The sequence below is a fragment of the Chryseobacterium sp. R2A-55 genome, assembly GCF_021401085.1.
Classification (GTDB): Bacteria; Bacteroidota; Bacteroidia; order Flavobacteriales; family Weeksellaceae; genus Kaistella.
In genome coordinates, this window is the sequence record NZ_JACBFP010000006.1 from 75,753 (window position 1) to 93,294 (window position 17,542).

The following is a 17,542-nucleotide window of genomic DNA, read 5'->3' on the forward strand; positions in this document are numbered from 1 at the left end:
TTTAGTTTATTAAAGTTTGTAATTCTTCATCAATGCGGTTGGTTGGCAAATCTTTCTTGGCTAAATCAATCAGCCAGTCAAAAAGTTCTTCGCTTTCTTCATGGTCAAAATTATAGTTACCACACAATCTCATAAAGACTTTTTTCTCATCGTCTTCAATTTTTCCGTCAGCCAGAATTACTCTTGTAAAATCGTAAAGCAATTTGATTTTTGATAGAAAATCTTCTGGAATTTCCATCGTTACATTGGTAGGATCAGTAATAAATTCTTTAAATTCTTCCTCACTGATCCCTTTTTCGGAAGCAATTTTCAGAATAACTTCCAATTCTTCTTTATCAAAACTCCCGTCGCTCAATGCAATAAGATAAAGATTAATAAAATGATGTTTGAGTTGATTTTTTTCCATATAAAATTTTGTTTATTATTTATTTTCGATGCCAAGTTATAACCATCTTTTTATTCCAAAATACGGTTTTCCGTAAAACGCAAAAAAAACAATGCAAAAAACAAACGTCTGCACTTATAGCACAGACGTTTGTAATTTTTAAAATTCGTAAATCTTTTTAATACTCCAAATAAATATATTTCAGAATATTCCTGTCCACTTCGGTAAAGGGAATTTTTCTCCTCGCCATCGCTTTTTCCGCAACTTCGCAGGCTTTTTCAAGTTTGAATTTTTCGTCGCCCTTCATTCCGCCCCAGGAAAAACTTTCGATCAGGTTCGGCGGAAATCCGCTTTTGAAAATATTCGCGGCAACTCCAACAACCGTTCCAGTATTAAACTGAGTATTAATCGCTGTTTTGGAATGGTCGCCCATTATTAATCCGGCGAATTGAAGTCCGGTATCTGCAAATCTTTTGCTCCGGTAGTTCCAAAGTTTTACGGTGGCATAATTATTTTTGAGGTTGGAAGAATTGGTATCTGCACCGAGATTACACCATTCGCCGATCACGGAATTTCCCAAAAATCCATCATGAGCTTTATTGGAATACCCAAAAATCACAATATTATTGACTTCACCGCCTACTTTGGAATGGGGACCAATCGTGGTGGCTCCATAAATTTTCGCACCGAGATTAAATTTCGATTCTTCGCAAAGTGCAATCGGACCGCGGAGATTGCAGCCTTCCATCACTTCCGCATTTTTACCGATATAGATTTTTCCGGTTCTTGTGTTCAAGGTTGAAAATTCTACTGATGCACCTTCCTCAATAAACAAATCATCCGCATTTCCTAAAAAACCGTTGGTCTCCGATAATTCCTGGGATCTTCTTCCTTTGGTCAGCAATTCAAAATCGAAATCAATCGCCTTTTCATTATAGGAAAATAAGTCAGTCGGTTGTTTAAAAAACAGAAGTTCTTCATGAATGTCCGTCATTTTCCCGATTTGGTTCAAAGAAAAACGGTCCATATTCACTTTGGCGGCGAGCAATTCATTTTCGTAAACCAGGGCTTCACCGGCTTTTAAATCTTTGATTTGAACCAAAACATTTTCAGTCGGCAAAAAATTCGGAACAATAAACAGACTTTCCACAGGTTCAGGTTTCCTGAATTTTTCCTGCAGGAAATCCTCGGTAATGAAAGAGATTTCCGAAGTATCCAGAAGTTTCTGCCATCTTTCCGAGAAGGTCAGCATTCCGCAACGCATCTCAGCGACTGGTCTTGTAAATGTTAGAGGCAAAAAATCTTCCCAGAATTGGGCGTCAGAAAAAACGAGTTGCATCGAAATTGATTTTATGTTGGAAGGTCAAATTTACAATAAAAAAAGTCTTTCAGAAATCCGAAAGACTTTAAATATCATTTAAATTCAGCAATTATTTTGCGAATTTCTTGTACTTGTTCATGAATTTGTCAACTCTACCTGCAGTATCCACCAATTTCACTTTTCCGGTGTAGAAAGGGTGAGAAGTTGAAGAGATCTCCATTTTGATCAATGGGTAAGTAGCTCCTTCAAATTCAATGGTATCTTTGGTTTCTGCAGTAGATTTGCAAAGAAACATCTCGTCGTTACTCATGTCTTTGAACACGACCAATCTATAATTTTCTGGGTGAATTCCGTTTTTCATAATAAATTCTTTTTAAATTTTTTATACAAAATTCGCTTTGAAAGTAGTAATGGATTTTTCTCTGCTGAATTTTAGGTTGCAAAAGTACAATTAATTTTTCAATCCGCAAATACTCAAATACATAATTTTAAAATTTTCCCGTTCCATAATTTTAGTTAAATTTGAAATCTCTATATCTATTCCGATGAAAAATTTCAAACTCCTACTTGGTGTTTCTTTTTGGTTTCTTTTGACCGCTATTGCGTGTAACCGTGACGAGATCAGTTTTGATGCACCGTCACAGCTGTTGCGCTTCTCTACGGACACCGTTTTTTGCGATACGGTTTACAACCAGGTCCGCTCCGAGACTTATGCCGTGAAAATTTACAATGATGAAGACAAAGACATAATGATTCCAAAAATATCGCTCGAAAGCGGCGCAGCGTCTCTTTACCGGATCAATGTGGACGGAAAAGCGGGGACAGAATTCGCGAATGTGGCATTGAGGAAAAAAGACTCCCTTTATATTTTTGTGGAAATTGCACCGGTGGCGAATGCTCCCGAAGCAATTGCTGAAGACCGCGTGATCTTTCAGTCTCCGGCGGGAACACAGCATGTGACGCTGTTCTCCGTGGTTCAGGATGCTGAGTTTTTCATCAAAACCGAAACCAATCCCAATATTTTGACCGAAAATACGACCTGGTCCAATGATAAAGCCAAAATTATCTTTGGCGACCTGAGTTTGGCTGAAGGAAAAACCTTGAACATACAGCCGGGAACAAAAGTGTATTTCCATAAAAACAGCGGTTTGAAAATCCTGAAAAATTCAGTTTTGAATGTGAACGGCAATTTAGGGAACGAAGTGACTTTCCGGGGCGACCGGAACGATACCCGCTATGATACCATCCCCAAGAACTGGAACGGGATTTCATTTGAACCCAACTCCTCTTTAACCATGAATTATGCCAAAGTTTTCGGCGGTACACGTGGTCTGGAAATGACTCAAACCAATGCAACGATTGACAACACGATGATCCACACCCATCAGGAATATGGTATCTACGCAGTAAATTCCACCGTGGTGGCCAGAAACCTGGTGATGAACAATTGCGGTGAAGCAGATTTTGGAATATTTAAAGGCGGAAATATCAAGATCCTCCATTCTACGCTCGCTAATTACTGGTCGATGGACGGCTCGCTTCCGGGACTTGGAATTTATGCGGCCAATGCCTACCAAAACGGCACCAACACAGAACAGGGAGCTTTGACTTTAACCATTGGAAATTCCATTATTTACGGTGAAAAAGAGAATTCCATCCAGTTCAAACCAACTCAGGGACAGCCTTTTACCTATACTTTCCAAAACTGCCTCGTGAAACAGGGAACAAATCCCGGCTATAATCTGGATGCGAATTCCATCAAAAACCAGGATCCAAAATTCCAGAATTACTTCACACATAAGATGAACTTGCGGGTAAAAGCCGATTCGCCGGCGAAAGGAAAAGGAAATAACGCAGTGGCAGCGTCTGTTCCGGCAGACATTGTGGGGGTTTCACGATTGGTTTCACCTACGATTGGAGCTTATCAGTGAAAAGAATAATGAGTAATCAATCATTGTAAGCCGGAAAAAATGAAAAACTTATCATATTGTTTACTGCTGATTTTCCTGATATCGGGTGGAAATGGTTTTGCTCAAAAAAAAGATCCTGTTCCACCTCATGAATCCTTTCCTGTTTTTTCTAAAAATGTGGCGGAAAAAAGAACCATCAATGTGTGGACACCGCCAGAATATGCGCAAAGCAAAGATTCTCTCGCTGTACTGTATATGCCGGATGGCGGAATCCAGGAAGATTTCCCACACCTTGCAAATACCGTTGCGGAACTCATCAAGTCGAAAAAAATTTCGCCCCTCATTTTAGTAGGTATTGAAAATACGCAGCGAAGACGGGATTTAACCGGTTATACAGCAGTGGAATCAGATAAAAAAACAGCACCGGTTGTGGGAGGTTCAGAAAAATTTCTGGCATTTATCAAGGACGAATTGATTCCGCACATCAACAAACATTACCGGACCACAAAGCAGAAAGCGATTATCGGTGAATCTGCTGCCGGACTTTTCGTGGTGGAAACTTTTCTCACCAGACCAGATATTTTCGACGACTATATCGCGATCGATCCTTCCTTGTGGTGGAACAACCAATTTCTGGTGAAAAATGCAAAGGAACTTTTGATAAAACTTCCGGAAACCGAGCGAAAATTTTGGTTTGCCGGTTCCGGCACCACAGATATCTTGCCCTATACTGAGGAACTCGCCGATATCCTGAAATCAGAAAATCTGCCGAACTTAAAATGGAATTATTCCCCCGAGAAAAATGAAAAACACAACACCATTTTCCGGGCAACGAAGGAAAAAGCGTTGATTTGGACTTTTGCCTTAAATAATGCGCAATGAATCATGAAATAAACAATTTGCAGAAAGAAGTGGATGATTGGATCAAAACCGTCGGAGTCCGCTATTTCAATGAACTGACCAATATGGCGATGCTGACCGAAGAAGTGGGAGAAGTCGCTAGAATTATTGCCAGAAGATATGGCGAACAAAGCGAAAAAGAATCCGATAAGTCGAAAGATTTAGGTGAAGAATTAGCTGATGTACTTTTTGTAACTTTATGTTTAGCCAACCAAACCGGAACCGATCTGCAGGCAGCTTTCGATAAAAAAATGAAGAAGAAAACGGAGCGGGATTCTGAACGGCATCAGAATAATGAAAAATTAAAATAGCTGCACACCATAAATAAGATTAAAATATTTTCCATTTGAAGCTAAAAAAATCCACTTTAAAACCCAACGAAACCATCCAGATCAACGGTTCGAAGAGCATTTCGAACCGGCTTTTGATTTTGGAGCAACTCTTCGGAAACCTGCTGATTGAAAACCTGTCGGATTCCGAGGACACTTTCGTGATGCGGAAAGCGCTGGAAAGCGATTCTGAAATCATCAACATCCATCATGCGGGAACAGCAATGCGTTTCCTGACTTCCTACTTCGCAATCCAGGAAGGGAAAACAATTATTTTAACGGGTTCCGAACGGATGAAACAGCGACCGATAAAACCTTTGGTCGATGCATTGAAAACATTGGGGGCAGAGATTACCTATGTGGAAAAAGAAGGATTTCCACCTTTAAAAATTGTTGGAAAAAAACTCGAAAAAAACTCATTGACGATTCCGGCAAATATTTCAAGCCAGTTTATCTCTTCGCTCATGCTCATCGGCGGAAAGCTGGAACATGGTCTGGAAATAAATCTGCTGGGCGAAATCACTTCGCGGCCCTACCTGGAAATGACGCTGAAAATCCTGAGAAACGCAGGGATTTCAAACAGCTGGGAAGGAAACCTCATCAAAATATTTCCCGACGTACAAACCGAAAAAAGCTCTCAGCTGATCAAATTTGCGGTAGAAAGCGACTGGAGTTCCGCTTCCTATTTTTACTCTTTAGCCGCCATTGGTCGCGAAGCCATAAATCTGAAAACTTTCCGGCAATATTCTTTGCAGGGCGATTCCATTTTGAAGGAAATTTATTGGAAATTCTTCGGCCTAGATACCATTTCGGAGGCGATCGAAAACAAAATCTCACTTTTGCCCGATCATTTTTTCCGTTTCCCCGAAAAGGTTTCCCTGAATATGAATGATTGCCCGGATTTGGCGCAAACTGTTTGTGTAACTGCAACGGCATTGAAAATTCCATTTGAAATTACCGGTTTGAAAACCTTGAAATTAAAAGAAACCGACCGGCTTTCAGCCTTGAAAAACGAGCTCTTCAAAATTGGATGCATCTGCGAAATCACAGAAGATACTATCCGTTCAATAAAATTCTTCAAGCCCAATGACCACATTTCGATCAAGACTTATGATGATCACAGAATGGCCATGAGCTTTGCTCCTTTTTGTCTGATCGAGGAACTGAATATCGAAAATGAGGAGGTGGTCAAAAAATCATACCCGGAATTTTGGAATGACTTGCAGAAAGTACTGTATTAAATCTTTAGCTTTGCTTCCAAATGCAAATTTCAATTAAATAGAAAATGACCGTAATCATCACTGGATCATCAACCGGAATCGGTTTTGCACTGGCTGAATTCTTCGGAAAAAAAGGACACCGGGTTTTCGGATTGAGCAGAAAAAATGCAGATTCCAAATTTTTCACCACAATTCCGACCGACATTACCGATCGTTTCCAAGTTCAAAACGCCGTTTCGGAAATTTTAAAAACCGAAAAAAGAATCGATCTGCTGATCAACAATGCCGGAATGGGAATGGTGGGTTCAGTGGAAGATTCCTCGCAGGAGGAAATCTTAAGCTTATTTAACCTGAATGTAGTGGGTGCTGTGCAAATGATGAGCGCCGTTTTACCGATGATGCGCGAACAAAGATCCGGAAGAATCATCAATATTTCAAGTATCGGTTCAGAGATGGGACTTCCTTTCCGCGGCTTTTATTCAGCATCGAAATCGGCCTTGGACAAAGTCACGGAAGCGATACGGTATGAAGTTTCACCCTGGAATATTGAGGTTTGCGCGCTTCATTTGGGCGACATCAGAACCAATATCGCAGAAAACCGAGTGCAGACCGCCGTTTCGCAGCCTTATCAGAGAATATTCGAAAAAATACACCAGGTCATGAACTCCCATGTTGACCAAGGCACGGAACCCTCGGAAGTTGCGGCCTACATTGAAAAACTTTTAGCTAAAAAATCGTGGAAAGCCCACTATTACTTTGGGAAATTCGGACAGAAAATCGGAGTTCCGTTAAAATGGATCTTGCCTCAGAATTTGTATGAGCATTTAATGAGAAAGTACAGTAAGTTAGATGAGTAGATGTCTAAATTTTAACATTTTATCAAAAATATTATTGAAGCAGGAAACACAAAAAAACCTACATTTGTAGAAATAGAATATCATTATGAAAATCATCACCTGTTCCGTTCTTTTATTCATCGGAAGCCATTTTTTCCAGGCGCAACAGATCACATTGGGAGACCTTGCCAGACAAGCCCGGTTCAGTAAGGTTATTGACGAAGTGAACAACGGAAAAACCAAGATCAAGTACTCTGATATCAGTGGAATTCCCTATTATACGCCAGGTTTTGTGAATGCAAGAGTCGGTGACACTTCCAGCTTTGTCCCCATTCGTTACAATTCGTTTTTGGATACGATTGAAATCATGGACAAAAATGAAGTTTACGAAATTCCAAGGGAAGAATCCTATCCTAAATTCACCTTTGACAAATCTAATCTGAAACTCGTTCTGGTAAACACATACGACGAATTTGCAGGTTATTTCTTTGAAATCGCAGGCGGAAAAAACCGCATCCTCAAGAAAATACAGACCAAATACTACGATGCAGTTCCTGCTCCGAACAGTCTGATTTCTGCAATTCCTGCAAGGTTTGAAACCCAGAAACCGATTTATTTTCTAAAGACCGATGATGAATTCATCAGATTACCGAAAAACGCAAAAGACCTTCCGGCACTGCTTCCTGCAAGAAAAGCAGAACTGGAATCTTTCATCAAATCCAATAAAATAAAAATTAATGACGAAGCGGATCTGATCAAACTGGCCGCTTTTCTGAACAGTTAAAAATCTGATTTCAATTAAATAAATCCTCCCCATCCTGATGACCGGATGGGGAGTTACTTTTGCAATGGAGCACCCGAAAAAACCATTTAAAAACAAATGCTTCTTTGGGTTCACCTTACTATTTTAATTGACGTAAATCCATTCTGAATTTTCAGATACCTCATTGGAACAGGCTTTACCATATACCGGAAAATGAAGCAATATCCGATATTTTAATTCTTTACTGTTTTCAAAAAAACCCCCGAAAAGCATCATGTCTAAATCAGATTTCAAATTCAATATAAAAGATGTTGATTTCCCACTTTTCAGTTTTTGAGTTTTTTCCCGATTTGCAAAGCAGTCAATGTCTTTTTTTTGGGATTTCCAATGCTCATACTGTCCTTTTTCATTGTTCCATAATTCAACCTTAGCGATGTATAAGTTACAGAAGGAAAAACTTTCCGGTAAGATCAAAACCTCAGCGGCGGTGTTCTTAATGCGGGCAATGACTTTGCCGGTTTCGAAAATATTTCCTGTATCATAAGTTATGGAGAAGGCACATCTGGGCGAACTCTGCGCGAGTATCATTTGGGAAAACAAAAGAAAAACAATTGTTTTTTCATGTAGTACAGCTAAAGAATTAAAATATTTCCTCCGCCACTTTTCTGATATTGTCGCTCTTCCCCATCGAATAAAAATGCAGTACCGGAACACCGAACTCCAAAAGTTCCCGGCATTGATTGATCGCCCACTCCACACCGATCTGTTTCACTGCGGTATTATCTTTTGCCTTCGCGATTTCTCCGACCAATTCTTCCGGCAAATCTATTTTGAAAGTTTTCGGCAACATAGAGAGATGACCTTTGGTGGCAATCGGTTTGATTCCCGGAATAATCGGAACATCAATTCCGATTTTTCTGGCTTCTTTCACAAACTCAAAATATTTCCGGTTGTCAAAAAACATCTGCGTCACCACATAATCTGCTCCTGCTGCCACTTTTTCCTTCAAACGCTGCAAATCATATTTCATAGACGGTGCTTCGATGTGTTTTTCAGGATAACCGGCGACACCGATGCAGAATTTGTTCTCCTGATTGCATCTTTTTTCGTCGGTCAAATATTTTCCCCGCCCGATATCGTTGATGTGTTCCACCAAATGAATCGCAAATTCGTGACCGCCTTCCGTTGGGACATAGTGGTTCTGACCTTTCATCGCATCGCCGCGGAGCGCCATGATATTGTCGATTCCCAGATAGAGACAATCCACCAGAAGATACTCCGTTTCTTCTTTGGTAAATCCGCCGCAAAGCACATGCGGAACGGTATCTACATCATATTTATGCTGAATCGACGCACAGATTCCCAAAGTTCCTGGCCGCATTCTGGTGATTTTCCTTTCCATCAATCCGTTTCCTTTTTCGATGTACACGTATTCTTCCCTGGAAGTAGTCACATCAATAAATGGCGGTTTGAATTCCATCAGAGGATCAATGTTTTTGTATAAATCCTCGATTCCGGTTCCTTTCGTGGGTGGAATTACCTCGATGGAAAAAAGTGTTTTGCCATTGGCATTTTTCAGGTGGTCAATAATTTTCATATTTCATTTCGAGCAGAGCAATTCTCCAACTCCGTTTTTTTGTTATTGCCAGCAAAGTGAAGCTAACTTTGCAAACAACTTCGTTTAATTTTACTTTAAAATGGGTGCGTCTCTCTCCAATGCACATCCTGTAACCCGGTTCGCTACGTCCGCTGCAAGTCCTCTCGACAAAGCTTTTTCCAACGTATGTTCCCGGATTTTCTCTTTCATCGTTCAGGCGGGGATTCACTGCGGTACATTCGCGATGCTGCCGTTCAGCGGTTTTCTTTGAATTTTGCTTTTATCAGGCCAAATTCGGAGCCAGCCATTTTTTTGCAAACTCCACATCCACATTCTTTCTTTGGGCATAATCGTTCAACTGATCTTCCGAGATTTTCCCGACGCCGAAATATTTTGCTTTTGGATTTCCAAAATAATATCCAGAAACTGCAGCTGTGGGGAACATTGCCAATCCCGGAGTGAGTTCCAAACCGATACGTTCATAAACGTTCAATAATTCCCAGATCGTTTTTTTCTCCAAATGGTCCGGACAAGCCGGATAACCGGGAGCGGGACGAATTCCCAAATATTTTTCGGCAATTAACTGCTCATTGTCCAAATTTTCGTCTTCTGCATAACCCCAGAATTCGGTTCTTACCTGATAGTGAAGATATTCCGCGAAAGCTTCCGCCAAACGATCCGATAACGCTTTTGCCAAAATGGCATTATAGTCGTCATGGTCCTCTTTGTATTTATTTACCAGTTCATCAGTTCCGAAACCGGTCGTTACTGCGAAACATCCTATATAATCCTGTTTTCCGCTTTCTTTTGGAGCCACGAAATCGGCGAGTGCGAGGTAATCTTTTCCGGCTGATCTTTTCAGTTGCTGACGAAGCGTGTGGAAAGTGGAAATCACCTTTCCGTTTTCGTCATAAACTTCCACATCATCGTGATTTACGGAATTTGCCGGGAATAATCCGAAAATGGCTTTTGCAGTCAGTAATTTTTCGGCAATGATTTTTTTGAGCATTTTCTGGGCGTCTTTGAAAACCTCCCGTGCCTGTTCGCCCACGATTTCATCCTGCAGGATCTCAGGAAATTTGCCATGGAGTTCCCAACTTCTGAAGAAGGGCGACCAATCCACAAACGGTAAAAGTTCATTCAAATCCAGGTCCTCAATAATATGGATTCCCAATTTTTTGGGTTTAAAGATTTCCTCATTTTCCCAGTCGATTTGGAATTTCTGATTTCTCGCTTCCCCGATGGGAATATATTCTTTGTCGATTTGCCGGCTCAAAAACTTTTCCCGGAACTCGTCATACTCTTCTTTCAACTCTTTCTTGAAATCTTCAGCATTCCGGTCCAAAAGTTGCGAAACCACTCCCACCGCTCTGGACGCATCGTTAATATGAACAACCGTATTCGAATATTTCGGCGCAATTTTCACCGCCGTATGCGCTTTTGAGGTCGTGGCGCCGCCAATCAATAGCGGGAAATGCAGATTTTTCCTTTCCAGTTCATCTGCAACATGCACCATTTCGTCCAAACTTGGGGTAATCAGTCCGCTTAAACCAATCGCATCTGCATTTTCTTCAATTGCGGTCTGAATGATTTTTTCCGCCGGAACCATCACACCCAAATCAACGATTTCGTAATTATTGCAGCCCAAAACCACTGAAACAATATTTTTTCCGATATCATGCACATCGCCTTTTACGGTGGCCATTACAATTTTGCCGGCCCTCTCTCTCCCGGAGGAAGGAGCATCGCTGATATGAACTGCTTCTCCTGGAGTTTTCAGTTCTTCCATGATCCTGTTTAAAACAGAGTCAAGATGGTGTAAGACTTCCTTATTCTGAAAACTTATGACTTTGAAGCCTTCTGAATTTAAGATTTCTGTTCGGATTTTATCTTTTTCGGCTTGTTCCTGTTCATGAGGCAATTTGCCATCCAGTTCAACAATAAGTTTCTGTTTCAGACAAACAAAATCCACAATAAACCGGTCAACTATATGCTTTCTTTGGAATTCATATCCTTCAAATTTCTTCCCGCTCAGAACATTCCACAGGAGCGTCTCCGCTTCGGTCATCTGATCCCGTAATTCTTCTGCGCGAACTTTTAATTCAGAAAAAAGGACGGGATTTGCAGTTTCCCAGGATTTTTCCCGAGTTTGGTTCCCCGGTTCATTGGTAGAGATTTGCTCGCCTTTGGAGGAACCGGGGCGAATAAATGGCTCAATATAGGCAACTGCTTTTTTCATCACCCTTGCAGATTTCACCACTTGTGGCAAAAACATTTTTCCACTTCCGAATAAATCGCCCACTACGCCCATTCCGGTCATTAAATTGACTTCAATGACATCTAAAGGTCTTTCGGAAACCTGTCTCGCTTCTTCCACATCTTCAATGATAAACCGGTCGATTCCCTTCACCAAAGCATGAGTAATGCGGTCCTGAAGCGGGTTTTTTCGCCATTCCAGATCCTGGACGATTTCCTTTTTTGAGCCTTTGTTCCGTTCAGAATAATCAAGCAGTCTTTCGGTGGCATCGTCTCTTCGGTTGAGCATTACATCTTCCACCAACTCCAACAAATCTTTCGGGATTTCATCGTAAACTTCAAGCATTGCGGGATTTACAATCCCCATATTCATTCCATTTTTAATGGCATGATACAGAAAAACCGAGTGCATCGCTTCGCGCACAGAATCATTCCCACGGAACGAAAACGAAACATTGGAAACACCGCCGCTCACCGAAACATTCGGTAAATTTTCACGCACCCATTTTGTGGCTTCGATGAAATCCAGGGCGTTTCTGCGGTGCTCTTCCATTCCGGTCGCCACCGGGAAGATATTCAAATCGAAAATAATATCTTCTGAAGGAAAACCGACTTTGTTCACCAAAATATCATAGGAACGTTTACAGATTTCAATTCTTCGGTCGTAATTATCGGCTTGTCCCTCTTCATCAAACGCCATCACAATCACTGCTGCTCCATACCTTTTAATGGTTTTGGCATGTTGAATAAATTCCTCTTCTCCTTCTTTTAAGCTGATGGAATTCACCACACATTTTCCCTGAACGATCTGTAATCCCGCTTCCAAAATCTCCCATTTCGAGGAATCGATCATGATCGGAATTCTGGCAATATCCGGTTCGGAAGCGATCAGGTTTAAGAATTTTACCATCGCAGCTTTACCGTCGAGCAAACCGTCGTCAAAATTCACATCCAGGATTTGCGCGCCACCTTCCACTTGATGTCGGGCAATATCTAATGCTTCCGAATATTTTTCCTCCTTAATCAATCGAAGGAATTTCTTGGAACCGGCCACGTTGGTTCTTTCCCCAATGTTAATAAAGTTGGATTCCGGGGTGATGATTAACGGTTCAAGACCGGAGAGTTTAAGTATTTTTTGATTCGATTTCATAATTCAATTTTTTTTGCAGGCCTGAAAGACCTTAAACATTAGCCAAAGATAGAGCCCCTGAAAAAACAGGTGGCGGAATTGTGGAGCGTTGAAGGCACGACATCCTGATCCCGGATATTTCTTTCATCATATTCCACCTTATATTTCTTTTAAAATGCTCTAAACTCTTGCTGAAAAGTCAGTTTTTCATGCTGTTCTTTCTGATTCAAAAGGTAAGTTTCAACACCATTTATTTCCCTTGGATACACAGAAAGTGCACATAGATTTTTGTTACTGACTGTCCACATTGGGATTTGTTTTTGGGTGATTTTTTCAAATTTCCTAAGGGTCATCTTATATTAATTGATATTGGCACTTCGTGGCTTTGTCGTTTTGGGTCCCTTTTTCCAAGGACTTCACCTCTGCCTGTTGATTTCGCCGCTTCGGTTCTTGATTGACCGGGTTCAATTTCACCTCAACCAATCAATTGCTACCTTGATAGATTTCTGGATTGTTCACTTAATTTTCCTGGGTTGAAAATCCTTGACCAAATCGGCAATGGCTTTAATATGTGGAGGGGTCGTTCCGCAGCAGCCGCCGATGATATTGACCAAACCTTTCTCTACATATTCCCGGATCTGTTCCGCCATAAACTCGGGAGTTTCGTCGTATTGTCCAAATGCATTGGGCAATCCGGCGTTTGGATATGCGGAAACATAAAAATCCGAATTGTTGGCAAGTGTTTCCAGATATGGAGTGAGCTGCTGTGCTCCCAAAGCGCAATTGAATCCGACACTCAATAAATTCAAATGCGAAATCGAAATCAGAAAGGCTTCTGCGGTTTGTCCGCTCAGAGTCCTTCCAGAAGCATCAGTAATCGTTCCCGAAACCATGATTGGAATCTGGATTTTTCTTTCTTCCTGGATTTCGTCAATTGCGAATAATGCGGCTTTCGCATTAAGTGTGTCAAAGATTGTTTCCACCAAAAGAATATCTGCACCACCATCCAAAAGTGCTACCGCCTGTTGTTTATAGGCGATTCTCAACTCATCAAAAGTGATTGCCCGAAATCCCGGATCATTCACGTCTGGCGAGAGTGAGGCTGTCTTGTTGGTGGGTCCGATGGAACCCGCCACAAATCGCGGTTTGGCCGGATTCTTCGCAGTGAATTCGTCGCAGATCTTTCTGGCAATTTTTGCGGATTCAAAATTGAGTTCCGAAACCAATTCTTCCATGTGGTAATCAGCCATTGCAATGGTTGTTCCGGAAAACGTGTTGGTTTCAATGATGTCTGCTCCCGCTTCCAGATATTTCCGGTGGACTTCCTCAATCGCCTGTGGTTGTGTTAAAGAAAGCAAATCATTGTTTCCTTTCAGGGGATGTTCCCAGTTTTTAAACCGTTCGCCGCGATAATCTTCCTCGGTGAAATGGTAACGTTGCAGCATGGTTCCCATAGCTCCGTCCAGGACCAGGATTCGGGAACTTAATTGATCGTAAAGCTTGAGTGTATTTTGAAGCATTTCAATTAATCATAAAATTAAAATTGAAAATGCTACCAAAGAATTGGTGATTGAGTCCGTGTTATCTGTTCCCTAAAATTCGGGATAGAACGTAGCACCTTCTCCGTTTCCGAAGGGTTGCCAAGGTTTCATAGAGTCTAATCTCTCCACCTTTCCTGATAACATTTTCAATATGTAAAAGAACAAATCAAGATGCAAATATAGTCTATTTTTTGAATCTTCAGGAATTTGGAAAGAATATTAATTTCATAATTTCGCATCAGAATTTTAAATTATGATGCCGGAAAAAGAAAGACTGCGGGATGAAAAGTGGAAAAACTGGGGACCGTATGTGAGCAACAGACAGTGGGGAACCGTGCGAGAAGATTACAGCCACAACGGAAATGCGTGGGGGCACACCACCTATGACGACGCGATGAGCAGAGCATACCGATGGAGCGAGGACGGAATTGCCGGAATCAGCGACAGCAAGCAGCGGCTGTGTTTTTCATTTGCCTTTTGGAACAAAAAGGATAAAATGATCAAGGAACGCTTTTTCGGATTGAGCAACTATGAAGGAAACCATGGCGAAGACCTCAAAGAGATTTATTATTATCTGGACAACACGCCCTCTCATTCCTATATGAAGATGGTTTACAAATACCCGATCAATGCGTTTCCGTATGACGAACTGATTCATGAAAATAGACGGCGGTCAAAAACGCAGCCGGAATTTGAAATTACTGATACCGGAATTTTTAGCAGAAATCAGTATTTCGACATCTTCATCGAATATGCAAAAATCAACCATGACGATCTACTGATTCGGGTGACGGCGTGTAACAGAAGCGACCGGAAAGCACCACTGGTCATACTCCCCACGATTTGGTACCGGAACAACTGGAAATGGGGATATGGAACCTATCAACCCAAATTAAAATCTTCGGCAAATGGGATCATCAACATCGATCATGATTCCATCGCCATGAAAAAACTTTACTCGAGAAATCCGGATACGGAAACACTTTTCTGCAATAACGAAAGTAATCCGGAAGTGGTTTCCAATGGAGAGTCGGACGCAAAATATTTCAAAGACGGAATCAATAATTTTTTGGTCAAAGGGGATAAAGATGCTGTCAACCCAGAAAAATTCGGCACAAAAGCGAGTTTCTTCATCGACATTGAAATTGAGGCCGGAGAAAGCAAAACTTTTGACTTCCGGCTGAGTCCGCATGAGATGGATAATGCATTTTTTGATTTCGACGAAGTTCTTAGTTTAAGGAAAAAGGAAGCAGATGAATTCTATGATGAATTACAGCGCGAAATTGAAACGGAGGAAGAAAAAAAAATCCAAAGGCAGGCCTTTGCCGGACTTTTGTGGAACAAGCAGTTCTACCATTATGCAGTTTCAAAATGGCTTAAAGGTGACCCGAAACATGAAGCCCCACGAAACTTTCACCATTATGTGAGAAACACGGAATGGGAACACATGCAGAATAAGGATGTGATTTCCATGCCCGACAAATGGGAATATCCGTGGTTTGCGACTTGGGATTTGGCGTTTCACTGTGTCCCGTTTGCATTGATTGATGCGGGATTTGCGAAACACCAATTGAGATTGCTCACCAAAGAATGGTACATCCATCCGAACGGACAGCTTCCTGCTTATGAGTGGGATTTCAGCGATGTGAATCCTCCGGTGCACGCATGGTCCACTTTCCGGGTTTTCAAAATTGATGAAAAAGTCAATGGAAAAGCAGATATCCCTTTCCTGGAAAGCGTTTTCCAAAAATTATTGCTGAATTTCACCTGGTGGGTCAACCGAAAAGATAAAAGAGGGAACAATGTTTTTGGCGGCGGATTCTTGGGGCTTGACAATATAGGTGCTTTTGACCGGAATATGCAGTTCAAAAACGGAGACCATCTGGAACAGGCAGATGGAACCAGCTGGATGGCGATGTTTGCCTTAAATATGATGCGGATTTCTATGGAACTGGCTTTGTATAATCCGGTCTATGAAGACATGGCGATCAAATTCTTTGAACATTACCTCTATATCGCCGAAGCGATGGAAAATCTGGGCGATGGAATCAACGGACTTTGGAACGAGGAAGACGGCTTTTTCTATGATGTCCTTCAGTTGAATAACGGCGAATCGATCTCGTTAAAATTAAGAAGCATTGTAGGTTTGATTCCAATGTTTGCGGTAGAAATCATTGAACACGATATTTTGGAGAAACTGCCCAATTTCACCGCGAGAATGGAGTGGGTTTTGAAAAACCGGCCTGAATTGGCCAACTTGGTTTCCCATTGGGAAGTAGAGGGAAAAGGTAGAAAACATTTGATGAGCATCCTTCGAAAAACGCGTCTCAAAAGGGTTTTAAAAAGAATGAGTGATCCCAATGAATTTCTTTCTGATTATGGCATCCGTTCGATGTCAAAATATTATGAGGAAAAACCGTTCCATTTCTCTACCGATGACCAAGAATTCGTGGTGAAATATATGCCTGCAGAAAGTGACAGCAGCATGTTTGGCGGCAACAGCAATTGGCGCGGACCGATTTGGTTTCCGATCAATTTTCTGATTGTGGAAAGTTTGCAGCGCTACCATTTTTATTATGGCGAAAGCATGCAGATTGAATATCCGACAGGAAGCGGTGAAATGAGAAACCTTGATTTTGTGGCGGAAGATTTAAGCCAGAGACTGAAGTCTATTTTCATTAAAGATAAAAACGGAAACCGACCTTTCAATGGCGGAAACGACCTTTTAAACCACAACGAATTCTTCAAGGACTACATCATGTTCCATGAATATTTCAATGGGGATACGGGACAGGGAATCGGCGCATCCCACCAATGCGGATGGACCGCCACGGTGGCGAAACTGATTCAGCCAAGATGGAAGTAGCTGATTGAGTGCTTTGGTGCAGAAACGCTACTAAACCCGGATTCCGTTCACAAAAACCTGATAATCCACCTGAACGTTGGGCTCCAAAGTTTTGGAAACAGAGCAATATTTTTCAAATGATAATTCCGCTGCTTTCAATGCTTTCTTCGGGTCGATTTCTCCTTCCAAAAGGAATTTCACGGTGATTGATTTGAAAGGTTTTGCTTCATCTACCTGAACTCTTTCGCCTTCCACTTCGGCAGAGAATCCGGTGATTTCCTGTCTTTGTTTTTTTAGAATGGAGACCACGTCAATTCCGCTGCATCCAGCGACTGCCATTAAGACGCTTTCCATTGGTGAGACGCCTTTCGCGCCAGGTTCAGAGGTATTATCAAGCAAAATCGAATTTCCAGCGCTGTTCGTACACTCGAATAAATAATCGTCGTTAATTCTGTTTAATGTTATTTTCATAAAATGGGTTTGTTTAACGGTAGATTAAAAAGTACACAG

General features: G+C 41.4%; 15 protein-coding genes and 1 riboswitch. Of the genes, 7 read left to right on the plus strand and 8 right to left on the minus strand.

Annotated features, from left to right (window positions below):
* Position 1 precedes the first annotated feature (1 nt).
* The 3 genes from L0951_RS08310 to L0951_RS08320 all read right to left on the minus strand — a co-directional run bounded on the left by L0951_RS08310 (position 2) and on the right by L0951_RS08320 (position 2,067).
* A complete protein-coding gene (locus L0951_RS08310) occupies positions 2-406 on the minus strand; it encodes a hypothetical protein (protein ID WP_234110770.1) in 405 nt (134 codons plus the stop codon).
* A 157-nt stretch (positions 407-563) separates the two neighbouring features.
* Positions 564-1,724 carry a GlmU family protein gene (locus L0951_RS08315; protein ID WP_234110771.1) on the minus strand — a complete coding sequence of 387 codons (1,161 nt, stop codon included), beginning with the start codon at positions 1,722-1,724 and terminating at the stop codon, positions 564-566.
* A gap of 91 nt (positions 1,725-1,815) precedes the next feature.
* On the minus strand, positions 1,816-2,067 hold the full coding sequence (locus L0951_RS08320; protein ID WP_048499968.1) for a type B 50S ribosomal protein L31: 252 nt from the start codon (positions 2,065-2,067) through the stop codon (positions 1,816-1,818).
* A gap of 184 nt (positions 2,068-2,251) precedes the next feature.
* Between L0951_RS08320 and L0951_RS08325 the strand changes: the two genes are divergently transcribed.
* The 6 genes from L0951_RS08325 to L0951_RS08350 all read left to right on the plus strand — a co-directional run bounded on the left by L0951_RS08325 (position 2,252) and on the right by L0951_RS08350 (position 7,685).
* Positions 2,252-3,637: a hypothetical protein gene (locus L0951_RS08325; protein ID WP_234110772.1), complete on the plus strand. Its 1,386-nt coding sequence runs from the start codon at positions 2,252-2,254 to the stop codon at positions 3,635-3,637.
* 39 nt (positions 3,638-3,676) lie between these two features.
* Entirely contained in the window at positions 3,677-4,498 is an 822-nt protein-coding gene (locus tag L0951_RS08330; RefSeq protein ID WP_234110773.1) for an alpha/beta hydrolase, read from the plus strand.
* Positions 4,495-4,827: a nucleotide pyrophosphohydrolase gene (locus L0951_RS08335; protein ID WP_234110774.1), complete on the plus strand. Its 333-nt coding sequence runs from the start codon at positions 4,495-4,497 to the stop codon at positions 4,825-4,827. Before L0951_RS08330 ends, L0951_RS08335 begins: the two co-directional genes overlap by 4 nt.
* A gap of 26 nt (positions 4,828-4,853) precedes the next feature.
* Positions 4,854-6,086 (plus strand): 3-phosphoshikimate 1-carboxyvinyltransferase, encoded by a 1,233-nt coding sequence (locus L0951_RS08340; protein WP_234110849.1) that lies wholly within the window; start codon positions 4,854-4,856, stop codon positions 6,084-6,086.
* A gap of 44 nt (positions 6,087-6,130) precedes the next feature.
* Positions 6,131-6,922 (plus strand): SDR family oxidoreductase, encoded by a 792-nt coding sequence (locus L0951_RS08345; RefSeq protein WP_234110775.1) that lies wholly within the window; start codon positions 6,131-6,133, stop codon positions 6,920-6,922.
* Between the two features lie 85 nt (positions 6,923-7,007).
* Positions 7,008-7,685 carry a hypothetical protein gene (locus L0951_RS08350; RefSeq protein ID WP_234110776.1) on the plus strand — a complete coding sequence of 226 codons (678 nt, stop codon included), beginning with the start codon at positions 7,008-7,010 and terminating at the stop codon, positions 7,683-7,685.
* Positions 7,686-7,808: 123 nt separating this feature from the next.
* Here L0951_RS08350 and L0951_RS08355 read toward each other — a convergent pair whose 3' ends face one another.
* The 4 genes from L0951_RS08355 to L0951_RS08370 form a co-directional block, all read right to left on the minus strand.
* The gene (locus tag L0951_RS08355; protein WP_234110777.1) at positions 7,809-8,252 is read right to left on the minus strand and encodes a hypothetical protein; all 444 of its coding nucleotides are present in this window, start codon (positions 8,250-8,252) and stop codon (positions 7,809-7,811) included.
* Between the two features lie 52 nt (positions 8,253-8,304).
* Positions 8,305-9,261: a methylenetetrahydrofolate reductase [NAD(P)H] gene (metF, locus tag L0951_RS08360; protein ID WP_234110778.1), complete on the minus strand. Its 957-nt coding sequence runs from the start codon at positions 9,259-9,261 to the stop codon at positions 8,305-8,307.
* A 283-nt stretch (positions 9,262-9,544) separates the two neighbouring features.
* Positions 9,545-12,667, minus strand: a complete 3,123-nt coding sequence (locus L0951_RS08365) for a vitamin B12 dependent-methionine synthase activation domain-containing protein (protein ID WP_234110779.1) — start codon at positions 12,665-12,667, stop codon at positions 9,545-9,547.
* A 494-nt stretch (positions 12,668-13,161) separates the two neighbouring features.
* Positions 13,162-14,166, minus strand: a complete 1,005-nt coding sequence (locus L0951_RS08370; protein WP_234110780.1) for a homocysteine S-methyltransferase family protein — start codon at positions 14,164-14,166, stop codon at positions 13,162-13,164.
* Between the two features lie 58 nt (positions 14,167-14,224).
* Positions 14,225-14,331, minus strand: a riboswitch (SAM riboswitch).
* A 109-nt stretch (positions 14,332-14,440) separates the two neighbouring features.
* Here L0951_RS08370 and L0951_RS08375 point away from each other — a divergent pair.
* Positions 14,441-17,053, plus strand: coding sequence for an MGH1-like glycoside hydrolase domain-containing protein (locus L0951_RS08375; RefSeq protein ID WP_234110781.1), 2,613 nt, complete (start codon positions 14,441-14,443; stop codon positions 17,051-17,053).
* 30 nt (positions 17,054-17,083) lie between these two features.
* Here L0951_RS08375 and L0951_RS08380 read toward each other — a convergent pair whose 3' ends face one another.
* Positions 17,084-17,503: an OsmC family protein gene (locus L0951_RS08380; protein WP_234110782.1), complete on the minus strand. Its 420-nt coding sequence runs from the start codon at positions 17,501-17,503 to the stop codon at positions 17,084-17,086.
* Positions 17,504-17,542: the final 39 nt, after the last annotated feature.

What these genes read in the sequence shown, in the direction of transcription:
- L0951_RS08375 (WP_234110781.1), top strand. Translation starts at nt 14,441, where the DNA reads ATGATGCCGGAAAAAGAAAGACTGCGGGATGAAAAGTGGAAAAACTGG.
- L0951_RS08350 (WP_234110776.1), top strand. Translation starts at nt 7,008, where the DNA reads ATGAAAATCATCACCTGTTCCGTTCTTTTATTCATCGGAAGCCATTTT.
- L0951_RS08365 (WP_234110779.1), bottom strand. Translation starts at nt 12,667, where the DNA reads ATGAAATCGAATCAAAAAATACTTAAACTCTCCGGTCTTGAACCGTTA.
- L0951_RS08320 (WP_048499968.1), bottom strand. Translation starts at nt 2,067, where the DNA reads ATGAAAAACGGAATTCACCCAGAAAATTATAGATTGGTCGTGTTCAAA.
- L0951_RS08380 (WP_234110782.1), bottom strand. Translation starts at nt 17,503, where the DNA reads ATGAAAATAACATTAAACAGAATTAACGACGATTATTTATTCGAGTGT.
- L0951_RS08345 (WP_234110775.1), top strand. Translation starts at nt 6,131, where the DNA reads ATGACCGTAATCATCACTGGATCATCAACCGGAATCGGTTTTGCACTG.
- L0951_RS08355 (WP_234110777.1), bottom strand. Translation starts at nt 8,252, where the DNA reads ATGATACTCGCGCAGAGTTCGCCCAGATGTGCCTTCTCCATAACTTAT.
- L0951_RS08335 (WP_234110774.1), top strand. Translation starts at nt 4,495, where the DNA reads ATGAATCATGAAATAAACAATTTGCAGAAAGAAGTGGATGATTGGATC.
- metF (WP_234110778.1), bottom strand. Translation starts at nt 9,261, where the DNA reads ATGAAAATTATTGACCACCTGAAAAATGCCAATGGCAAAACACTTTTT.
- L0951_RS08310 (WP_234110770.1), bottom strand. Translation starts at nt 406, where the DNA reads ATGGAAAAAAATCAACTCAAACATCATTTTATTAATCTTTATCTTATT.
- L0951_RS08370 (WP_234110780.1), bottom strand. Translation starts at nt 14,166, where the DNA reads ATGCTTCAAAATACACTCAAGCTTTACGATCAATTAAGTTCCCGAATC.
- L0951_RS08325 (WP_234110772.1), top strand. Translation starts at nt 2,252, where the DNA reads ATGAAAAATTTCAAACTCCTACTTGGTGTTTCTTTTTGGTTTCTTTTG.
- L0951_RS08315 (WP_234110771.1), bottom strand. Translation starts at nt 1,724, where the DNA reads ATGCAACTCGTTTTTTCTGACGCCCAATTCTGGGAAGATTTTTTGCCT.
- L0951_RS08330 (WP_234110773.1), top strand. Translation starts at nt 3,677, where the DNA reads ATGAAAAACTTATCATATTGTTTACTGCTGATTTTCCTGATATCGGGT.